Raw genomic sequence first — 17,534 nt, 5'->3', positions numbered from 1 at the left:
AGCATTTATGAAGTTCTAGTGAGGGAGAGACATCGATGATGAAAGACATGAAGACGATGACGCTGAGAGAGAAGATCGGGCAGATGCTCCTCTGCGGTTTTGAGGGTACACAGGTCACGGATCAATTAAAAGAGCTTATTGCCGAGCACCATATTGGCGGTGTGATTTATTTCGCCCGGAATGTGATGAATACGGCGCAGGTCGCGGAGCTATCCGCAGAACTGCAAGCGATCGCCGGACAAGCGGGAGTTGTGCCGTTATGGGTATCGATCGACCAAGAGGGCGGCATGGTCGCGCGGATTACGGAAGGCGTGGCACTCATGCCGGGTCAGATGGCTCTTACGGCTGGTGCGCTTGGAGCGGCTGATGGGACAGTAAATACAGAATCCAACGTAAATACAAGTGCAACGGGCTCCAACGAAGGAGCAAATACAAGTACAACGGACTCCAACGAAGGAGCAAATACAAGTGCAAGTGCGGACCCCAACGCGGCCTATGAGGCTGCATTGATTTCGGGGAAAGAGCTTCGTTCGCTGGGCATCAACTTGAACTTCGCACCCGTGCTTGACGTGAACAACAATCCGGATAATCCGGTGATCGGCGTACGGTCCTTCGGCGAGTCGGCAGAGCTGGTCGCGGAGTTCGGGCGCCGCGCGGTGCAGGGCTTCCAGGATGCGAACGTTGTTGCAACGGCCAAACATTTCCCGGGACATGGCGATACGAGCGTGGACTCCCACTTGGATCTGCCGACGATTGTGCATGATCAGGAGCGGATTCGTTCGTTGGAGCTGGTTCCTTTCGTGCGGGCGATCGAGAACGGCGTCGATGCCATTATGTCATCGCATATTTATTTCCCGGCGTTCGAGGCCGAGAAGCTGCCTGCGACACTGTCCAGATCCGTGTTAACCGGACTGCTGCGCGAGGAGCTGGGCTACGAAGGCGTCGTCATGACCGACTGCATGGAGATGAACGCCATCGCCGAGCATTACGGCACGGTCGCCGCCAGCGTCATGGCGATCGAAGCGGGGGCTGATCTCGTGTTGATCAGCCATCGTCTGGACCGCCAGATCGGCGCGATTGCGGCGATCGAGCAGGCTGTGCGCGAGGGGCGCATCAGCGAAGCGCGTATCGACGCTTCGGTCGAGCGATTGCTCGCGCTGAAGGCGCGCCGCGGCTTGCTGGAGCCGCAGGCGGGCGAAGTCGGGACCGCGGACCACTGCGCGGTCGCACAGCGTCTCAGCGAAGCCAGCATTACGCTCGTCAAGGACGAGCGGGGGCTGCTGCCGCTGAAGCGGGTTCGGACGCTGGCGGTCACTGTGGCCGCAGCGGTTTCCTCCGGCGTGGACGAAGCGTACGCCGGACCGGCGAGCCTCGGCGCGGCTTTGGCGGCGCGCGGCCTCGACGTGATCGACCGTGTGCTGCCGCTGGCCGAGGTCGGCGCGAGCCTTGACGCTGTGCTAGCTGCGGCTGAAGGAGTCGAGCAGATCGTTGTCGGGACGTACAACGCCAGGTTCCACGCCGCACAGGTCGAGTTGGTGCGCGCCCTGCAAGCCCTGGGTAAGCCGCTGGTCGTCGTTGGGCTGCGCGTGCCCTATGATTTACTTGAGCTTTCTGAGGTATCTACATTCATTGCGGCGTACGAAAGCCGTCCGCTGGCGCTGCAAAGCACGGCGAAAGGCTTGCTCGGCGAGCTCGAGATGAAGGGACGTCTGCCGGTTAGTTTGGGCTCCGGTTACCCGGCAGGCTGGAGATGGGAGGGCGGACTGTGATGCTCCGTACCCTCCTGAACCGGACCTCGCTCACCGTAGCGGGGCTTATGTCAGGCACTTCCTTGGACGGCATCGACGTTGCGATTGTCCGGATCGACGGCTGCGGGTTCGAGGCACAAGTGAAGCTGCTTCATTTTGAGAGCTTCCCCTTCGATGCGGAATTGCGCGAGAAGCTGAAGCGCCTGTGCTCTGTCGATCACTCCGATGTCGCGCTGCTGTGCGGCATGAACTTCGCCATCGCCGAGCGTTTTGCCGACGCGGTTATGCGCACAGCTGCGGCTGCGGGGATGGCTATGGAGGAGATCGATCTTATCTCCTCCCATGGCCAGACCGTTTGGCACATTCCGGTGGCGGATGAGGCCGACCCGTTCCTGCCGAAGTCGACGCTGCAGATCGGCGATCTGTCCGTTATTGCCAAACGGACCGGCCGCCCGGTCGTCGGCGATTTCCGCACCGCCGATATGGCGGTTGGCGGTCAGGGCGCGCCGCTCGTGCCTTACGGCGACCTCATCCTGTTCAGCGATGCCGTCAAAGGGCGCATCCTGCAGAACATCGGCGGCATCGGCAACTGCACGGCGATTCCCGCCCGGAGATCGGCCGCAGCCAGGGCCGACGGAAGCGATCTTATCGCCTTCGATACGGGGCCGGGCAACATGGTCATGGACCAAGTCGTCTATGAACTGTCGGCTGGCGCGCTGACCTATGATTCAGACGGCGCATGGGCGGCTCGCGGCCAAGTTCATGCCGAGCTGCTGGAGGAGACGCTGGCGCATCCGTATTTCGCGCAGCTTCCTCCGAAGACGACCGGCCGCGAGCTGTTCGGCAAGGCGTACACGGAGGCGTGGCTCGCATCCGACAAACAGCGAGGGTTGGCCGCTGAAGATATCGTCGCTACCGCGACGGCCTTCACCGCGCATGCCATCGCTCGTGCTTACCGCGACTTCGTCTTCCCGCAGTGTGACATTGCGGAAGTCATCGTCAGCGGCGGCGGCGCGCGCAACCGCACATTGATGAGCATGCTCCAGCAGCTGCTCCCGGACCAGACCGTCCTCACCTCCGATGAGGTCGGCATATCCGGCGACGCCAAGGAAGCCATCCTGTTCGCCCTGCTGGGCAACGACTGGATTCATGGCGTGCCGAACAACCTGCCCTCGGCCACAGGCGCGGAGCGCCCGACGGTGATGGGCAAGCTGGCTTTGCCTTAAAAAGCTGAGTTGAAAAACCTGCATAACCTGCATCAAATTCACTCTTTATAACCATAGTCGGTTATTGTAGTGAATTTGGATGTAGGAAAGGCAGGTTTTTTTCTTTATATGGCTCTTCGTTTTGCAGATGTCTCAGAAAGATCCCTGAATGGTTTACCCCTAGGGGGAAGGATAAAGGGTTTGTCCTTGGTTTAATATTCGTCGCAGAATAAGTAAAGAGCTAAGCAATTAGAATTGCTTAGCTCTTTATTTATTTCGTAGAGCTTACCTGCAATAGGTGAGCCTCTTTGGTTTGGTTAAAGTGCGTCAAGGTGAACAAGAAGTCACCTTTGTAGTAGCTGTTTGTGTAGGTGCCGATACCGGCTCTTACGCCCGTTTCCATCACGGTGTAGCCGGCATCGTTGGGCTCGCCGGGCTTGGTGACGGTCTCGATAACCGGCTGCAGCTGCGCCAAGGGCTTCGAGCCCCAAATGCTGAGGGAGGTGACGACAGCCTCCTTCGGGTTGGTCTTCGACGGTTCGACCAACAGCGAGAGTTGGTAAGCTGGATAGTTCAGCAGCAGCTTCACGCTGGCACCGGCACCGGCTGCTGGCACAGCGCCAGCGCCGCCGGTACCGGCCGAAACCGCCCCGGCTGCTGCCGCCCCGCCCGAGCCGGCGCCCGCGGCCGGCGGCTCCACCGCCGCACCTGCCGCATCGCCGGCAGGGTCAACTGCCGCGGAGGCGTCCACCGCCGCCTCCTGGCCCGCAAGCATGACGCTGTCGTCCAGCAGCGTCACTTCCCCCGGTTTGCCCAGCAAGTCTTCGACTTTTTTGCTGGACAAACCGATGAAGCTCTGCAGGCTGACCTGGCCGCCTGCAAAGAAGCTCCGCAGCAGCGGCGCGCCGTCTGCGTCAAACAGCGTGCCAAGGCCGTCATAGACGCCGACCTTGAAATCCCCTTTGTAGACGAGTTTGCCTAACTCATCATACGCTTCGCCGGCGCCGGTCAAGGCGCCGTTCACGTACGTGCCCTTGAAGCGGGGCACGGCCTTCTCATCAAAGGCGGTGCCTTCCCCGCCGTAGAGGCCCGCAAGGAACTGGCCTTTGTACCTCATGAGGCCGCTAGCGCTAAACTCAGTGCCCTCGCCGGAAAAGCTTCCGCCCAGGAAGCCGCCTTCATACACGAGCTGGCCTTTCGTATCAAAAAGCTTCCCGGCTCCGTTATACTGTCCGGCTGCGAATTCACCCTCGTACTGGGTGATGCCCCCCGAGTAGAACAGTTTGCCCGCACCGTTATACAGACCGCCGCTAAACGCGCCTTCGTAGAGAATTTCGCCGCTCGGGGCGAATAATTTGCCGGCACCGCCATACTTGCCGTTTTGGAACTCGCCGATATACAGCACTTTCTGGTTGGCATCGTATAACGTGCCGGCGCCATTGAAGGCATCTCCGGCAAAAGCCCCTTTATACAGCAGGGAGCCGCGCTCGTCATAGAGTGAGCCCGCGCCGGACTTCTGGCCTTTGTCGAAATCGCCTTCGTAGGCGAGCACGCCGTTATTGTGGTACAGTTTGCCTTTGCCGGCATACAGGCCGTCCGCCAAGCCGCCTTCGTAGCGGGCTGCCTTCTCGGCGCCAACGACTTTGCCGTTTCCGGAGAAAGCGGTCAGCTTCGTCGTGTTTTCCTGCAGCACGGGCACCCGGCCCAGCCATCGGTTCACAATCGCCGGCGGCCGGACGAAGATGAAGAAGAGGACGACAAGGATGAAAAGGACGATGAAAAGCAGCAACCTCTTGGAGACGTAGTAGGATCCGATCAGAACATAATTTTTTAACGAAGTCTCCCGCGTTTGCAGAAAGACCCGGAGCATTTGTTGGAACTTGATAATGGCCAGCTTCGGCAGCCTTCCAAGGGTTTGGATGGCTTTCATGACATGGCCGATGAACGGTGCTACGACAGGCCTTAGCACTTTCTCAAGGGTTTTGACCGGCTGAATCTCCAAATGATTTCACTCCTAAGAGGGATTGTAGGTACTGAACGCGGCCGAGAAGGTTAAGGCACTTGAATGGTCATTTGACCCGGCTGCTGAATTTGGATGACGCCGCCCCAGTTGCACATACATTTGGAAGTGTTGTTCAGAGCGGGCATGTTGGCGACGAGTACCGTCGGCGAGCCGGGTACCCAAGGGGCTGCCGTTACCGGTATGCAGGGCATGGGGGTGAGTACGCCGAATGCAGCCGCCGTTGCCGCGGCAACCATAGGGTTGGCCATTGAATTGCACATGCCGAACGGCAAAATGTTCACCATCGGCTTATTATCCATAATGTTGGCGATCGGCATGGAGGTCATCACCATATTCGCCGGGAGCACCATCAAGGAGCTGGGGGCTGCGCCGAACGTGCATTGCAGCATCGCACCGCCGCAAACGATGTTTCCCATGGGCAAATCTCCTTCCTAAATACCGGAAAACTCTATTACTTTTATACTACTAGAAAAGAAGTTAACCATCAATCTATTACTTTATTCGATTGTATTCGCTAAGTTTCTCCAAAAGATGGGTGCGAGAGAGTGGGAGATATTGTACTATAAAGAAAGAGAGATTCGTGAGCGGAGGGATTCATCATGGCAAGGGGAAATGCGGTGAAGCTGGGCCTTGCGCTGCTGCTGTCGGCGACTCCGGTGCTGGCTGCCGGGCCAAGAGCGGAAGCGGCGTCAGTGAAGGCTTTGACGATGAAAGAAGCGCTGGATCAAGGGGTGAAAGTCAGTTCCGTGCTGCGGGATGCGAAGACGGATATTGCCAAGAAGAAGCTGGAGCTGGAGCAGGCTCAGCATGCCGTGAAGAGCGAGGAAGCGAAGGCTTCCGGGCTGTTTGCCAAGCCGCGTAATTTGAGCCAGGATTTGACGACCCGGATGAAGGTGCCGGAAGCCAGGAAGCAGCTGTATATCGCACAGGAAACGCTGCGCCAGTCCATGAATACGGTTCGTTTCGACGTCATGAAGGCGTATTTGACGGCCTATCAAGATTCGGCGGCGGAAGAAGGTGCCCGCAAGCGCTGGGAGAATGCGAAGTCGGCAGTCGACACGGTCCGTACGAAGCGGAAATACGGGCTGGCGGACAGCGCCGAACAGGAGAAGGCGGATAAAGCGCTCGAGAAGGCCGCATCCGAAAATAAGCAAGCACAGCTGACGGCCAAGACGAGCCGGTTGGCGCTAGGCAAGCTGTTGGGCTTAGATATGGAGAACAAGGTCCAATTATCTTTCGAGCCCGATTATGCGAATCTGGATCAGAAGCAGCTGCCGGGCTATATCGCCAGCGCGCTGAAGTCGACGCTTAGTCTGCTGAAGGATACGGAGGACCGGCGGCTGGCGGATCACAAGCTGAGCACGGCCCGCGATCTCTACAGCTCCAAGTTCGGCAGCAGCCGAATGAAGGTCATGGACGGCATCTACAAGTCCAAGGATATCGATATGGAGATGTTGGGCGCCAGCTATGAAGCGACGCTGGCCAGAGTGAAGAAGGATTGGGAAGGGTATTTCCTGCTGCTTGGCTTTATCCCGATCCCCAAATCGCTGCTGCAAGGGGAGTTCGACGGACTGCGCTATTTGGACGATCTGCGGGATGCCCTGCCGATTGCGACGATGGAACAGAATAAGGCGGCCCTGCAGGAGAAAGAAAGCCGGAGCAGCGTCATCGCTGCCGTGCGGGCTTCCTATATGGAAGCCAAAGGGGCGGAGGAGGGCTATGCCCAGGCTTTGCGCGATAAGGAAAGCGCGGTGAGCGCTTTGGATAAAGCGTCCCGGAAGGTGAAGCTCAGCCTCATGAAAGCGGACGAGCTGCTTCCCTATCAGGAAGCGGTTGCGAAGGCTGACGAACTCATTCTATCGGCACAATTAAGCTACAAAACAGCGCTCGGGAAGCTGAACGTCGAGACCGGCGGAGCCGTGGACAAAACGTTGAAAAAGGGGATCCTCCCTTACCGGAATCTGGATGACGGGCTTGCTGCCGTCAAGCCGCAAAATCCGCAGCCTCCTGCAGGCACGTGGAAGCTGAAGTCTGCGGTAGGGCCGCTGCTTAGCGATTTCAGCGTGACGGTGAATCGGAAGCTGGGCGCGACGGAGTATGCCGTGTTCACCAAAGAAGGCCGTCCGGTCGGGAAGAAGACCAAAATCAATAAACCGGTGCGCAATCTGACGCTCAAATTCGGCCAAACCGACAATTTGAAGGTCGTATTGTATGCGAAGGGAACGCCGATCGGCGAACTGCTGCTCGAAGGCAAAGGAAACGCAGGACAGCTGGCGGCACCGGCTGCGGAAGATGCTGCGGCAGGCGGAGGAAGCGAAGGCAGTGCCGGCGGCGTAACGCAAGGTGGCGGGACAGCCGGTTCAAGCGGCGATAGCGGCACATCCGCAGGCAGCGAGGCCAAGGGACTCGGAACCGTCATTATCGGCTCCTACCAAGTGCAGCTGGAGGCGCTGACCCCGGAAGCTTACAATGCGGCGTCGGCTACGATGTCGGCATCGGGGCAAGGGATTTATTATAAGGCGGATGAGCCGGGAGCCGTCTGGTTCGGCCTGGATAATGCCGTGGAAGCCAGCGCGCTGGAGGATCCGGGCAGTGCTTCGGCGCTTTCCAAGGAAGACGAGGCAGCTTTGAAAGTTACAGTTGAAATAGCCAAACCGGGAGCGATCGCATCTTTGCAGACACCTGCACAATTGCAGCAGCAAATCGATACGCTGAAGAAGGATATCGAGAAGCTGGAGGCTGCCAAGGAAGCGGCCGTAACGGATATGAAGCTGAGCGAGATCGCCGACCTGGCGGTTGAGCTCAAGGATGCGCAGGCGCAGCTCGGCATGCTGGAGGCGCTGCAGAAGGGCGACAGCCAGGCAGCTCTGAAGCAGATGGAGCTGGTGAACAACCCGGACGCGCTGATCGCAGCGCTGGCCGAGGAAGAGCAGGCCTCGCCGGGCGAGCCGGGCGGGGAAGGTGGCGCCGACGGCTCCGCGTCGCCGGGTAAGGATGCAGCCAGCGAGGATGCGCTGGCTGCCCAAGCGGAGCTCCAGCAAGCGAAGCTGGAGCAGGCCCTTGCCGCCGGCGAGCCGGAGGCAGCGGCAGCCCTGCTGCCGCTGCTCCTGGCGACGCAGGCGGAGCTTGCGGATGCGAGGGCAGGCGCATCCGCAGGGCAGGCTTCGCTCGCCGAGGCGAAAGCGAAGCTGGAGGCTGCGCTGAAGCAGGCGCAAGCGCAGGGGGATGCGGAGCGGGCCGAGACGCTGACCCGCTCGCTGGAAGCCGTCGCCGAAGCGCAGCTGACGGCGAAGAAGGATGCGCTGTTCGCGCAGCTGGACGCCGTGGAAGAGCTTGCGGCAGCGCTGCCGCAGGAGGCGGGCGGCGTTCAGGCGCTGCTCGAACAGCAGGTAACGAAGCTGCTGAAGGAGCTGCAGCAGCAGGAGCAGGCCAAATACGCGCCGGAGGAGAAGCAGGCTCTGGCGGAGGTGTCGCAAGCGCTCGCAGGCATCACAGCCATAGACCCGGGCGCGGTTCTTGATGTGGGAACGGCGGGGGCGGACGTCCCATCGGACCCGGTACCGGTGTCCATTCAGCCGGTTCCGGCGGAGAATGTGCTTTCGCCCAATATTTTCATCAAATTCGACGCTCCGCCTGTTATAATAAACGGGCAGGCCTATTTGCCTATAAGATCCGTATCCGAGTCATTCGGTGCGGCCGTGGATTGGGACCAGGATAGTCTCACAGTAACGGTAAGTACAGAGTATACGACAATCACAAGCCGCATCTTTGAAGACCAAGCTTACGTTGACGGCGATCCCATGCAAATCGATGGACCCGCTTATCTGCTGGAAGGCCGGACGTATGTCCCACTTCGATTTATTGCAGAGTTTCTGGGGCTTCAGGTTGATTGGCATGCGCCTACGCAAATCATTCAGATTTCAAATTAAGAGGGGATTAAAGAGCGATGAAGAAATCGATCGCGGCATTGTTGATCGTATTGCTGCTGCTGGGGGCTGCCGGCACTTATTTGGGAATGAACCGGGATAGCTTCTCACTATGGCCTTTCCACAAGAGCATGCCTTTTGACGGCTTATCGAAGGCGGTCTCGGACGGGCACAACAACTTGTTCGTCATCGATAATGCGAAGAAGACGATTCACAAGCTGGACGGCAATGGCGTGCTTCAATACTCCATCACCAGCGAAACCGGCAAGAACGGCGAGGTGTACCGCTTTAACGATATGGCCGTCGACGATCAGGGCTATCTGTACACGATTCGGACCCTGCTCGATCCGTACGGCATTGCCGTGAAATCCGAGCAGATCGTCCGGTATACGCCGGACGGCCTGTTCGACCGCAGCCTCTTCACGAAAGAATACGATTCGCAAACCCAGCGGTACCGGCTGGGCTCCTTGCGGAACGTGCAGGTTCGCGAAGGGAAGGTTTACTTTTTCAATGACGACGTTCAGCAATTGACTCTCTATCAAGCTCCGGCGAATGTGGCCGTGCCGGCGGATCCGCAGTCCGTTCTCACGATTAAACTGCCGCAGAACAAATTCGTGTCCGAAGCGGACGGCTATAAACCGGGGGAAATTTATTATTCTACACGCAGCGGCGAGATTTACCGGGCTTCCGGCGACGGCCGCTCCGAGCTCGTGTATCCGCTGGACGGATTGGATCGCACAAGGCGCAATTTCCCGGAGAGCATGCATTTGGACAACGAGGGACGCCTGATTTTCATCGACTTCAACAATAAGATGATTTCCCGGCTCGATCCAGCCCATCCTTACACAATTGAAGGTCTGGTGACGGAAGAGAAGGTTAAGGCGAGCGGCGTAGAGTTAGCCTTCGATGCGACGACAAGCTCCATCTCACAGGATGGCAGTTTGATTATCGTGGAATCGGCGCAGATCAACCGCCTTCTGCCGGACGGCACGATTACGCCTTCCATGGTGGAAGCGTTGTTCAGCCAATCGGCGAAGACCCGGGCGATTCTTCTCTGGTCAGTCGCCGTAGCCGGCGTTATGCTGGTGCTGTACGCGCTCAAAATCATCTTCTTCAACCTGCTGCAGCGCCGTCTGCCGCTCATGATGAAACAAATTCTCATCCTGGTGCCGGTGATTGCCGTATCTATGATTCTATTGTCTACAGTTATTTACAACAGCTTTTCGAAGAAAATGGAAGAGGAAACGTTCAGCGAGCTGATTCTGCTGGCGAGGAACGGGCAGAACCTCGTGGACGGCGACAAGCTGGAAAGCCTTACGTCGCCATCGGATTATAACGGTGCGATTTATCAATCGTTCCGCAAGAAGATTCAATCCGTCTTCGAGAACAACGCGCAGGACGACAATCAAGGCTTCTACAAAGCCGTTTATAAATACGAGAACGGCGTCATCTACCGTATTATGGAAGATGATGACGGGATGCACATGTTTAATCCGTTCCAGCAGACGCCTGAGAACCAGCAGGTCGTCTTGGAGGGTAAGCCGGCTACGGGACAGTGGCAGGACTTCTCCGGGGAATGGCGCTATGCGATTGCACCGATTTTCAACTCCGCGGGCCGAATCGTCGGCGTGTTCGAAACAAGCAAAAATCTGGACGGCATCCTCAAACACCGCCAAACCGTATTGCAATCGATTATTCGCAATATCGCTCTCATATCGGTCGGCTTGCTGCTTGTGTTGGTGCTGATGACGTACGTGCTGCTTTCCTCCATTCGGAAGCTGCGCAACAGCGTCGGCGAGATCGCCAAGGGCAATTGGGATACGGTCGTTAGGATCAATACGAGGGATGAAGTGTCGGATTTGGGCGACAGCGTCAACACGATGGCGGCGCGCCTCCGGGACTACATCACCAAGGTTGAGAATTTCAGCCAATCTTACTATCGCTTCGTTCCCCAGCAGTTCCTGCGGTTCCTGAACAAGGAAAGCATTCTGGAGGTGGAGCTTGGCGATCAAGTGGAACAAAATATGTCGATTCTAATCTTTAACATCCGTGGCTTCTACCAGATGTCCAAGCGGCTTACGCCGGAAGAGAACTTCAATTTCGTCAATTCGTTCCTCAAAAGGTTCGGTCCCTATGTCCGGAACCATCAGGGTCTTATGAACAAGTACCTGGGCGCAGGTTTCATGGCGTTATTCCCGAACCAGGCGGATGAAGCGCTCATGGCGAGTATCGAGATGCGCAAGGAGCTGGAGCTGTACAATTCGCACCGGGCCAAAGTCGGCTATTCGCCGCTCGATTTCGGCATCGGCCTGCACAAAGGGCCGCTTCGTCTCGGCATTATCGGCGAGGAGCAGCGGCTCGAGGGCAACGTGATCTCCGACGGCGTCAATGTAGCGACAGTGCTGGAGAAAATGACGGAGCCGCTCGGCGCGTCGATCCTGATCACCGATCATGTGGTGCAGTCGCTGCAGCAGCCGGCCGGCTTCCAATTCCGGAGCCTGGGATTGATTCAGGTTGAAGGCGTGAAGGAGCCGCTTCGACTGTTCGATGTGTATCAAGGCGATCCGGACACGATCCGCGTCCTCAAGGAGAAGACCAAGGCGCTGTTCGAGCAGGCGGTCACCTACTATCAGGTAGGCCGTTTCTACGATGCCCGTGAAGCGTTCCTGATGGTCATCAAGCAGAACCGGCAGGATAAGGCGGCGCAGCTGTACTTCTATATTTGCGACGAATATTTCCAGAATGGCACGACGGCGGAATGGAATGGCACACTATCTGTTTCTTGATGAAAGAGGCGAAACCTGACATGCAAGTCCAAGAGCTAACGAATGAGAAAGACGCACTTCGCATTACCGAGTTTTATTTATCCTCGTCATCGTTTGACGACCAGCGGCATACGCCCGGCGAGCTGGATCATTTTCGCAACGCTCCCCTGCAGAGCCTGACACAGCGCAATCACCGGCACTGGTTCATTGAGAACGAGGACGGAGAGATCATCGCCGTTACGAGCTGCAAAGAAAATGAGCATCAATCCGGCGGATTCTTGTGGGATTATTTGGCTGTGCATCGCGAGTACCGCAGGCATGGGTTTGCGAAAATTTTGTTCCAAACGCTGGAGGCGTTCTCCAGAGAAGCGGGCGGGCGCTACATCCTTACTTATACGTGTGACTTGCCGGAATATCAGCCGATTCAGAGAATGTTCCGGGCGAACGGCTTTGAACTCATTGGCACTTATCCGAATTATTACTATGAAGGCGAAGCGAGACTGGCTTTCTACAAGCCGCTTGTGCAACACAAATGAACTTAGATTGGACCTGATGATATGCAAGGAAGCTTAACCAGATGGATGGGACTGCGCACAGAGGATATCCGCAAGCTGTGGATGATGCTGCCGATCTTTTATTTCAGCGGGATCGCGGAATCGTTGAATTATACTGCCTTCATGGCGCTGTTCAATCAAAGATTCGGCGTGCAGTATTTGCCCTATATCTACATTGTGGAAGCGGCGATCATGCCTCTGGAGGGCTGGCTCTTGGCTAAGCTGGCTGAACGGATGCCGAAAGCCCGGATGATGACGACGCTCTACTTGATTATGATGGGGCTGCTGCTTCTGAACGGGGCGGTGCTGCTCGGCTTCAAGGCGGGCGGCATCGATTTCCGCTACTACTATCCGATTCTGTTCCTGTCCTCCAATTTCGTCGTCAGGCAGCTGACGCTTCTTCTCTGGAGTACGGCCTTCGATCTGTGCCCGACCCAGCAGGCCAAACGATTGATGCCCGTGTTCATCGCCTCTACGACGACAGGCGGCATTACGGCCGGGCTCATCGCCCATCAAGTCGGCAAGCTGCTCGGTACCGAAGCGGTCTATGCGCTGGCTCCCGTGCTGATGGTCGGCGGCTTTCTGTTCTTCCGCAAGGCGCTGGCGCGCTACTTGGCGCCATTAACGCTGAAGGAAGATTTGCGGTCCAAACAGGGAACCGGCACGGAAGAGCAGCAGATGCCTGCCGGGTATTATTTCAAAGAGATGCTGCGCAGCCCGTTTCTGCTGTGCGCCGTCGCGTTGATGACGCTCATGCCTGCGGTGTATTTCATGATCGAATATCAGTACTTTACCGCGGCGGAGGCTCATTTCCCGGCAGAGGGCGATTTGACCTCGTTCTACGGTTTAATAACCGCTATCCAGTTTACATTCTGTCTGCTGCTGCAGACGGTGTCGACGCGTTTAATGAATTGGCTGGGTGCCAGCAATATGCTGCTCGCGATTACGATTGTATTCTTCGGCGGCTTTGGCTTGACGGCGTTGTTCATGAATGAATCACTCGGGCTGGCGATGGTGTCGGGTTCCTATGCCGTCTTTTATATTTTGCTGTATTACATTGCAGAGCCTTGTTATCAGCTGTTCTTCAAAATGATGCCCATCGCCAAGCGGGACGGCTATCGTTATTTCGCTCAAGGCGTAGCGGCCTCGGGCGGCATTCTGATCGGTTCGCTCTTGTCGCTGCTGCATGCTTTCGGTCTCATCCGGCTGTCTCCGCTGGCTTGGCTAGGCGTGTGCGTAGCGGCCGTCCTCATCCTGGTGGCCTGGTACGGCCGGCATTTGTACATTCGCGAGCTGGTCAAAAGCGTGCAGTCGCTGCACGCCGATCTGTCGGACATCGCCGAGTCCTTCATCGGGGGGATTCGCAGTTCCAAGGCGCTGTCGGCTATGCTGGGCTATTTGAAGCATCCGAACGATTACGTGCGGGAGCTGGCGCTGGAAGTGATCGGCAAAGCGAAGGATTCCGCGTTCCTCCCGCATTTGATCGGGATGATCGGAGAGGAGAGTTCGCGCATCCGCATTGCTGTGCTGCGGGCGATGAATTTGCAGAGCGCAACGATCCAAGATCTGGTGCAGGTCGCTTCGTTCCTCGAGGATGAAGATCCGGAGGTACGCGCAGAGTCCGTGAAGCTGATCTCTCGGGCTTCGCATTTGCGCAGCCAATCGCATTTCTTCATTCGCGTCAAGCTGCTGGATAGCCATCCGAAGGTGGTTCATGAAGGCGTCAAGGCGCTTTATGCACTCGAAAGCGAAGAGAGCTATCAGGCCTGCGACGAGGCGATCATCAAAATGCTCGATAACGGTGGAGAATGGGCCGTATACGGCTGCCATACGGTAGCGGATCTGAAGCTTGAGACGTACGCAGCTTGGGTGCTGTCGCTGCTAGACGATCATCGCCCGGCGGTCAAGGTCGCAGCTGCGCAATGTCTCGGTAAGCTTCGTCACATCGAAGCGATTCCGCTGCTTCTCGGCATGGTGCCGATGGCGGACCAGGAGCTGCGCAAGGCGATTCTCCAAGCCTTCGTGGATATGGGAGATCGGGCTTTACCGGCGCTGCTGGGCAGCATGGATCATGCCAATCCGTTTATATGGAACGCAGCGGTGACGGCTCTCGCCGAGCTGCTCGACGAGAGCGGTCTGAGGACGCAGCTCGTCGACCGCTCGGTTGCCCGCATGCTGGCTTCCACGCAGGAGCGCGCCCTGCCGGCAGCGCTGCAAGCGCTTGGCATGCAGGGGCTTGCCGAGCTGGCGAACCAGCGCTGCGCAGAGCTGCACAACGCGCTCGTCGGCGGCGCGTGGGCGGTGATGGCGAAGTTCGTCGACGAACGGGTCGTCGCCACGCTGCGCGAGGTGACCCAGGATGAAAGCGAAGAGGTGCGCGATAACGGGCTTGAAGTGCTCGCCGAAGGCATCGGTGACCGCAAGCTGGCGCTGGCTTTGCTGGAGTTGTTGAAGGACGATGCGCCAAGCGGCGAAGCGGAGGCGGCGGAGCCGCTGCTGCTTCTGAAGGAAGCTGCCGCATGGTCGGACAGTTGGTTGAGAGAGATCGCCGTTTATGCATTAAGTGCACGGGAGCGTGATGAGATGAAAGAAGAGCGCAAGTTTCTGACAATGCTCGATAAAGTCATTTTCTTGAAGCAGGTGTCGTTATTTGCCGACCTGTCGGTGGATGAACTGGGCTTGATTGCCGGCATTGCCACCGAGGAGGTCCATGAAGATTTAACCTATCTGCTGCGCCGTGGGCAAAGCAATTCGGCCATGTACTTGATCATCGAGGGCAATGTGGAGCTTAGCAATGAAACCGGCAGCGGCGAAACGGGAACGATCGGCGTGCTTGGACCGAAGCAGGCTTTCGGGGAAACGACGGCGCTCGACGGTTCGCCTTCCTCGATTACGGCGCAAGCGATCTTCGATGAGGTGCGCGTGCTTGCTCTGCAAGGTGAAAGTTTGTCCCGCCTGGTGAGACTTTATCCGGAAATCGGCATCGGGCTGCTTCATGCGTCCAGTGCGCGCGTTCGTTTGCTGGAAAATATGCTTTTGAAAATGGCGTAATAGGAAAAAAGGGGGGAATGGCCGTGGCCGTGTCATCGTCAGAGACGCTTGTCATGCGCAACGATCTGCAGGAGCTGGAGCGGCTCGGGGCCTTCTTACGCGGCTTGGCGCAGAGGATGGAGATCGATGAGCAGACGCTGTTCCAAATCAATTTGGTGTGTGACGAGCTTGTAACGAACATCATTCTGTACGGTCATCCCCCGGAAGAACGCGGCTTACACGCTATTCGGCTGATGATCGGGAGCCATTCGGGCGGATGGGAGCTATGTTTGTCGGATCACGGCGTCCCTTTCAATCCTTTGCTCCAATCGTCCCCGCGCGTCGATCTGGATATAGAGGAACGAGGCATCGGCGGGCTGGGCATTCATTTCGTCAGACAAGTGATGGACGATATCCGATATGAGCGCGTAAATAAACAAAACGTATTATTAATGACGAAACGCCGTATCCAGGAGGAGGGAATATCATGAACATAACGGAGCAGTTGCAAGGAGAGATCGTGCTGCTGGGCATAAGCGGCAGGCTGGATGCCAACACATCCGGAAGCTTGGAGGCCGCTTTTGCGAAATTGACCCAACAGGGGAACGGGAAGTTTGTTTTCGATCTGCAGGGGCTTGAGTATGTAAGCTCCGCAGGACTGCGAAGCCTGTTATCAGCTGCCAAAATGACCAAAGTCATCGGGGGCAAACTGGCGCTGGCGCGCATGAACGAGCACGTCAAAGAAGTGTTCGATATGTCGGGGTTTAGCTCTATTTTTGCGATCTACGCGACGGAAGCGGATGCGATCGATGCCATTTCCTAGATCCTGTCATACATGCAACGGAAAGAGGAGGCGCGCAGAATGAATGCAGCTGTTGGCGTACTTCTTCTGATCTGTTTGGCGGTCGGGACCGTCTGGCAGCTGAGCGAACGCAAGCGCAAAATCGCCGAAGCGGAGCTGCAGCGGACGATGCAGTTGTTCGATGTCAGTCTGGAAGTCAATTCGACGATACAGAAGCAGGATTTGCTGGCCCAAATAATGGAGACTTCGTCCCGCGTCATGAATGCGGAGGCTTCCTCCGTCATCCTGGTTGACGAAGCTAAGGGCGAGCTGTTCTTCGACCTTGCGCTCGGCGAGAAGGGCGACGAAGTCCGCGAGATTCGCCTCAGAATCGGCGAAGGCATCGCCGGTTGGGTCGCCCAGACCGGCCAGTCCGTCAAAATCGACGATGCGGCGCAGGACGATCGGTGGTCGTCCAAAGTCGCCAAGCGGGTCGATTACCCGACACGCAACATGCTCTGCGTGCCTCTCGTCAGCAAAGGCAAAATCATCGGCGTCCTGCAAGTGCTGAATAAGCGGGATGATGCGCATTTCACCGATCGCGATTTGCAGCTGCTGGAATCTATCGCGTCTCCAATCGCCGCTTCGTTAGAGAACGCCATGCTCTATGATGCGCTCGAGAAGACGACGAAGGCGAAGGAACGGATGGAGAGCGAGCTGCGCATTGCGACGGATATCCAGATGGGCTTCCTGCCCCGGGAAGGACTGCAGGCCGCGCACGAATCGGCCGCAGCCGAGACACGCGCTTATATTCGGCCGGCCCGGGAGGTCGGCGGGGATTTCTATGATTATTTTCGCATCGGTGAGAATAAGCTGTTCTTCGCTTTGGGCGACGTATCCGATAAAGGGATTCCGGCAGCGCTCTTCATGGCGGTCACCATGACGCTGTTGAAAGGAAAGATGGCTCCGGACATGTCGCCCGGCGAGCTGCTCACGTCCGTCAACCGCGAGCTGTACAAGGATGACTCGACCATGTTTGCTACCATTTTCTGCGGGGTATTGGACGTAAGCACAGGGAGCTTGCATTACAGCGACGGGGGGCATTGCCCGCCGTATCTGGTGCGGGAGAACGGGGACGTCGAGCAGCTCAAAGGAAAGAAGGGGCTGCCGCTTGGCGTCATGGATGACATGATCTATGCGGACAATGAGGCCTTCTTAGGCCTGGGAGACCGTATCGTCTTGTATACGGACGGCATTACGGAAGCGGAGGACCGGAAGCAGGAGCAGTACGGGTATTCGCGTCTGCATGAACGATTGAAGCGGGAGCTTGCAAGCAGTCAAGCCGAGCTGCTCGAGCGTCTGGTGCGGGACGTGGATATGTTCGCAAACGGGGCGGTTCAATCCGATGATATCGCGGTGCTCGTCGTCGATCGGAAGCGATTCAACATGTAACCTCAAACTTACAGCGGTATGATATAGTGGAATTATAGACTTCGTTGCGC

11 protein-coding genes are annotated in these 17,534 nt (G+C 57.3%); 9 read left to right on the top strand and 2 right to left on the bottom strand.

Annotation, left to right across the window (positions count from 1 at the left end):
* Positions 1-35: 35 nt before the first annotated feature.
* Positions 36-1,769 carry a glycoside hydrolase family 3 protein gene (locus PUT07_RS07215; RefSeq protein WP_274467145.1) on the top strand — a complete coding sequence of 578 codons (1,734 nt, stop codon included), beginning with the start codon at positions 36-38 and terminating at the stop codon, positions 1,767-1,769.
* On the top strand, positions 1,769-2,974 hold the full coding sequence (locus tag PUT07_RS07210) for an anhydro-N-acetylmuramic acid kinase (RefSeq protein WP_274467501.1): 1,206 nt from the start codon (positions 1,769-1,771) through the stop codon (positions 2,972-2,974). The genes PUT07_RS07215 and PUT07_RS07210 overlap by 1 nt, the downstream gene beginning before the upstream one ends.
* Before the next feature lie 250 nt (positions 2,975-3,224).
* Here PUT07_RS07210 and PUT07_RS07205 read toward each other — a convergent pair whose 3' ends face one another.
* Together PUT07_RS07205 and PUT07_RS07200 are read right to left on the bottom strand one after the other, a co-directional pair.
* The gene (locus PUT07_RS07205) at positions 3,225-4,955 is read right to left on the bottom strand and encodes a hypothetical protein (RefSeq protein WP_274467144.1); all 1,731 of its coding nucleotides are present in this window, start codon (positions 4,953-4,955) and stop codon (positions 3,225-3,227) included.
* Between the two features lie 50 nt (positions 4,956-5,005).
* Entirely contained in the window at positions 5,006-5,392 is a 387-nt protein-coding gene (locus PUT07_RS07200) for a DUF4280 domain-containing protein (RefSeq protein ID WP_274467143.1), read from the bottom strand.
* Between the two features lie 183 nt (positions 5,393-5,575).
* Between PUT07_RS07200 and PUT07_RS07195 the strand changes: the two genes are divergently transcribed.
* Genes PUT07_RS07195 through PUT07_RS07165 form a run of 7 tightly spaced genes read left to right on the top strand, consistent with a single transcriptional unit; the run spans position 5,576 to position 17,484 of the window.
* Complete coding sequence (locus tag PUT07_RS07195; protein ID WP_274467142.1) at positions 5,576-8,905, top strand: stalk domain-containing protein; 3,330 nt, start codon at positions 5,576-5,578, stop codon at positions 8,903-8,905.
* A 17-nt stretch (positions 8,906-8,922) separates the two neighbouring features.
* Positions 8,923-11,688, top strand: coding sequence for an adenylate/guanylate cyclase domain-containing protein (locus PUT07_RS07190; RefSeq protein WP_274467141.1), 2,766 nt, complete (start codon positions 8,923-8,925; stop codon positions 11,686-11,688).
* 20 nt (positions 11,689-11,708) lie between these two features.
* Positions 11,709-12,203, top strand: a complete 495-nt coding sequence (locus PUT07_RS07185; protein WP_274467140.1) for a GNAT family N-acetyltransferase — start codon at positions 11,709-11,711, stop codon at positions 12,201-12,203.
* A 21-nt stretch (positions 12,204-12,224) separates the two neighbouring features.
* Complete coding sequence (locus PUT07_RS07180) at positions 12,225-15,272, top strand: cyclic nucleotide-binding domain-containing protein (protein WP_274467139.1); 3,048 nt, start codon at positions 12,225-12,227, stop codon at positions 15,270-15,272.
* 23 nt (positions 15,273-15,295) lie between these two features.
* Complete coding sequence (locus tag PUT07_RS07175; RefSeq protein WP_274467138.1) at positions 15,296-15,742, top strand: ATP-binding protein; 447 nt, start codon at positions 15,296-15,298, stop codon at positions 15,740-15,742.
* A complete protein-coding gene (locus PUT07_RS07170) occupies positions 15,739-16,074 on the top strand; it encodes an STAS domain-containing protein (RefSeq protein ID WP_274467137.1) in 336 nt (111 codons plus the stop codon). The genes PUT07_RS07175 and PUT07_RS07170 overlap by 4 nt, the downstream gene beginning before the upstream one ends.
* Positions 16,075-16,113: 39 nt before the next feature.
* Positions 16,114-17,484, top strand: coding sequence for a PP2C family protein-serine/threonine phosphatase (locus PUT07_RS07165; RefSeq protein ID WP_274467136.1), 1,371 nt, complete (start codon positions 16,114-16,116; stop codon positions 17,482-17,484).
* The last annotated feature ends 50 nt before the right edge of the window (positions 17,485-17,534 follow it).

This window comes from Paenibacillus sp. MAHUQ-63 (genome assembly GCF_028765165.1).
Classification (GTDB): domain Bacteria; phylum Bacillota; class Bacilli; order Paenibacillales; family NBRC-103111; genus Paenibacillus_E.
Note: the sequence above shows the minus strand (reverse complement) of the source record. Positions and strands in the feature narration are given on the sequence as shown.

Bases quoted from the DNA above. Each gene is read 5' to 3' on its own strand.
- PUT07_RS07215 (WP_274467145.1), top strand. From the start codon at position 36: ATGATGAAAGACATGAAGACGATGACGCTGAGAGAGAAGATCGGGCAG.
- PUT07_RS07210 (WP_274467501.1), top strand. From the start codon at position 1,769: ATGCTCCGTACCCTCCTGAACCGGACCTCGCTCACCGTAGCGGGGCTT.
- PUT07_RS07200 (WP_274467143.1), bottom strand. From the start codon at position 5,392: ATGGGAAACATCGTTTGCGGCGGTGCGATGCTGCAATGCACGTTCGGC.
- PUT07_RS07195 (WP_274467142.1), top strand. From the start codon at position 5,576: ATGGCAAGGGGAAATGCGGTGAAGCTGGGCCTTGCGCTGCTGCTGTCG.
- PUT07_RS07190 (WP_274467141.1), top strand. From the start codon at position 8,923: ATGAAGAAATCGATCGCGGCATTGTTGATCGTATTGCTGCTGCTGGGG.
- PUT07_RS07185 (WP_274467140.1), top strand. From the start codon at position 11,709: ATGCAAGTCCAAGAGCTAACGAATGAGAAAGACGCACTTCGCATTACC.
- PUT07_RS07180 (WP_274467139.1), top strand. From the start codon at position 12,225: ATGCAAGGAAGCTTAACCAGATGGATGGGACTGCGCACAGAGGATATC.
- PUT07_RS07170 (WP_274467137.1), top strand. From the start codon at position 15,739: ATGAACATAACGGAGCAGTTGCAAGGAGAGATCGTGCTGCTGGGCATA.
- PUT07_RS07165 (WP_274467136.1), top strand. From the start codon at position 16,114: ATGAATGCAGCTGTTGGCGTACTTCTTCTGATCTGTTTGGCGGTCGGG.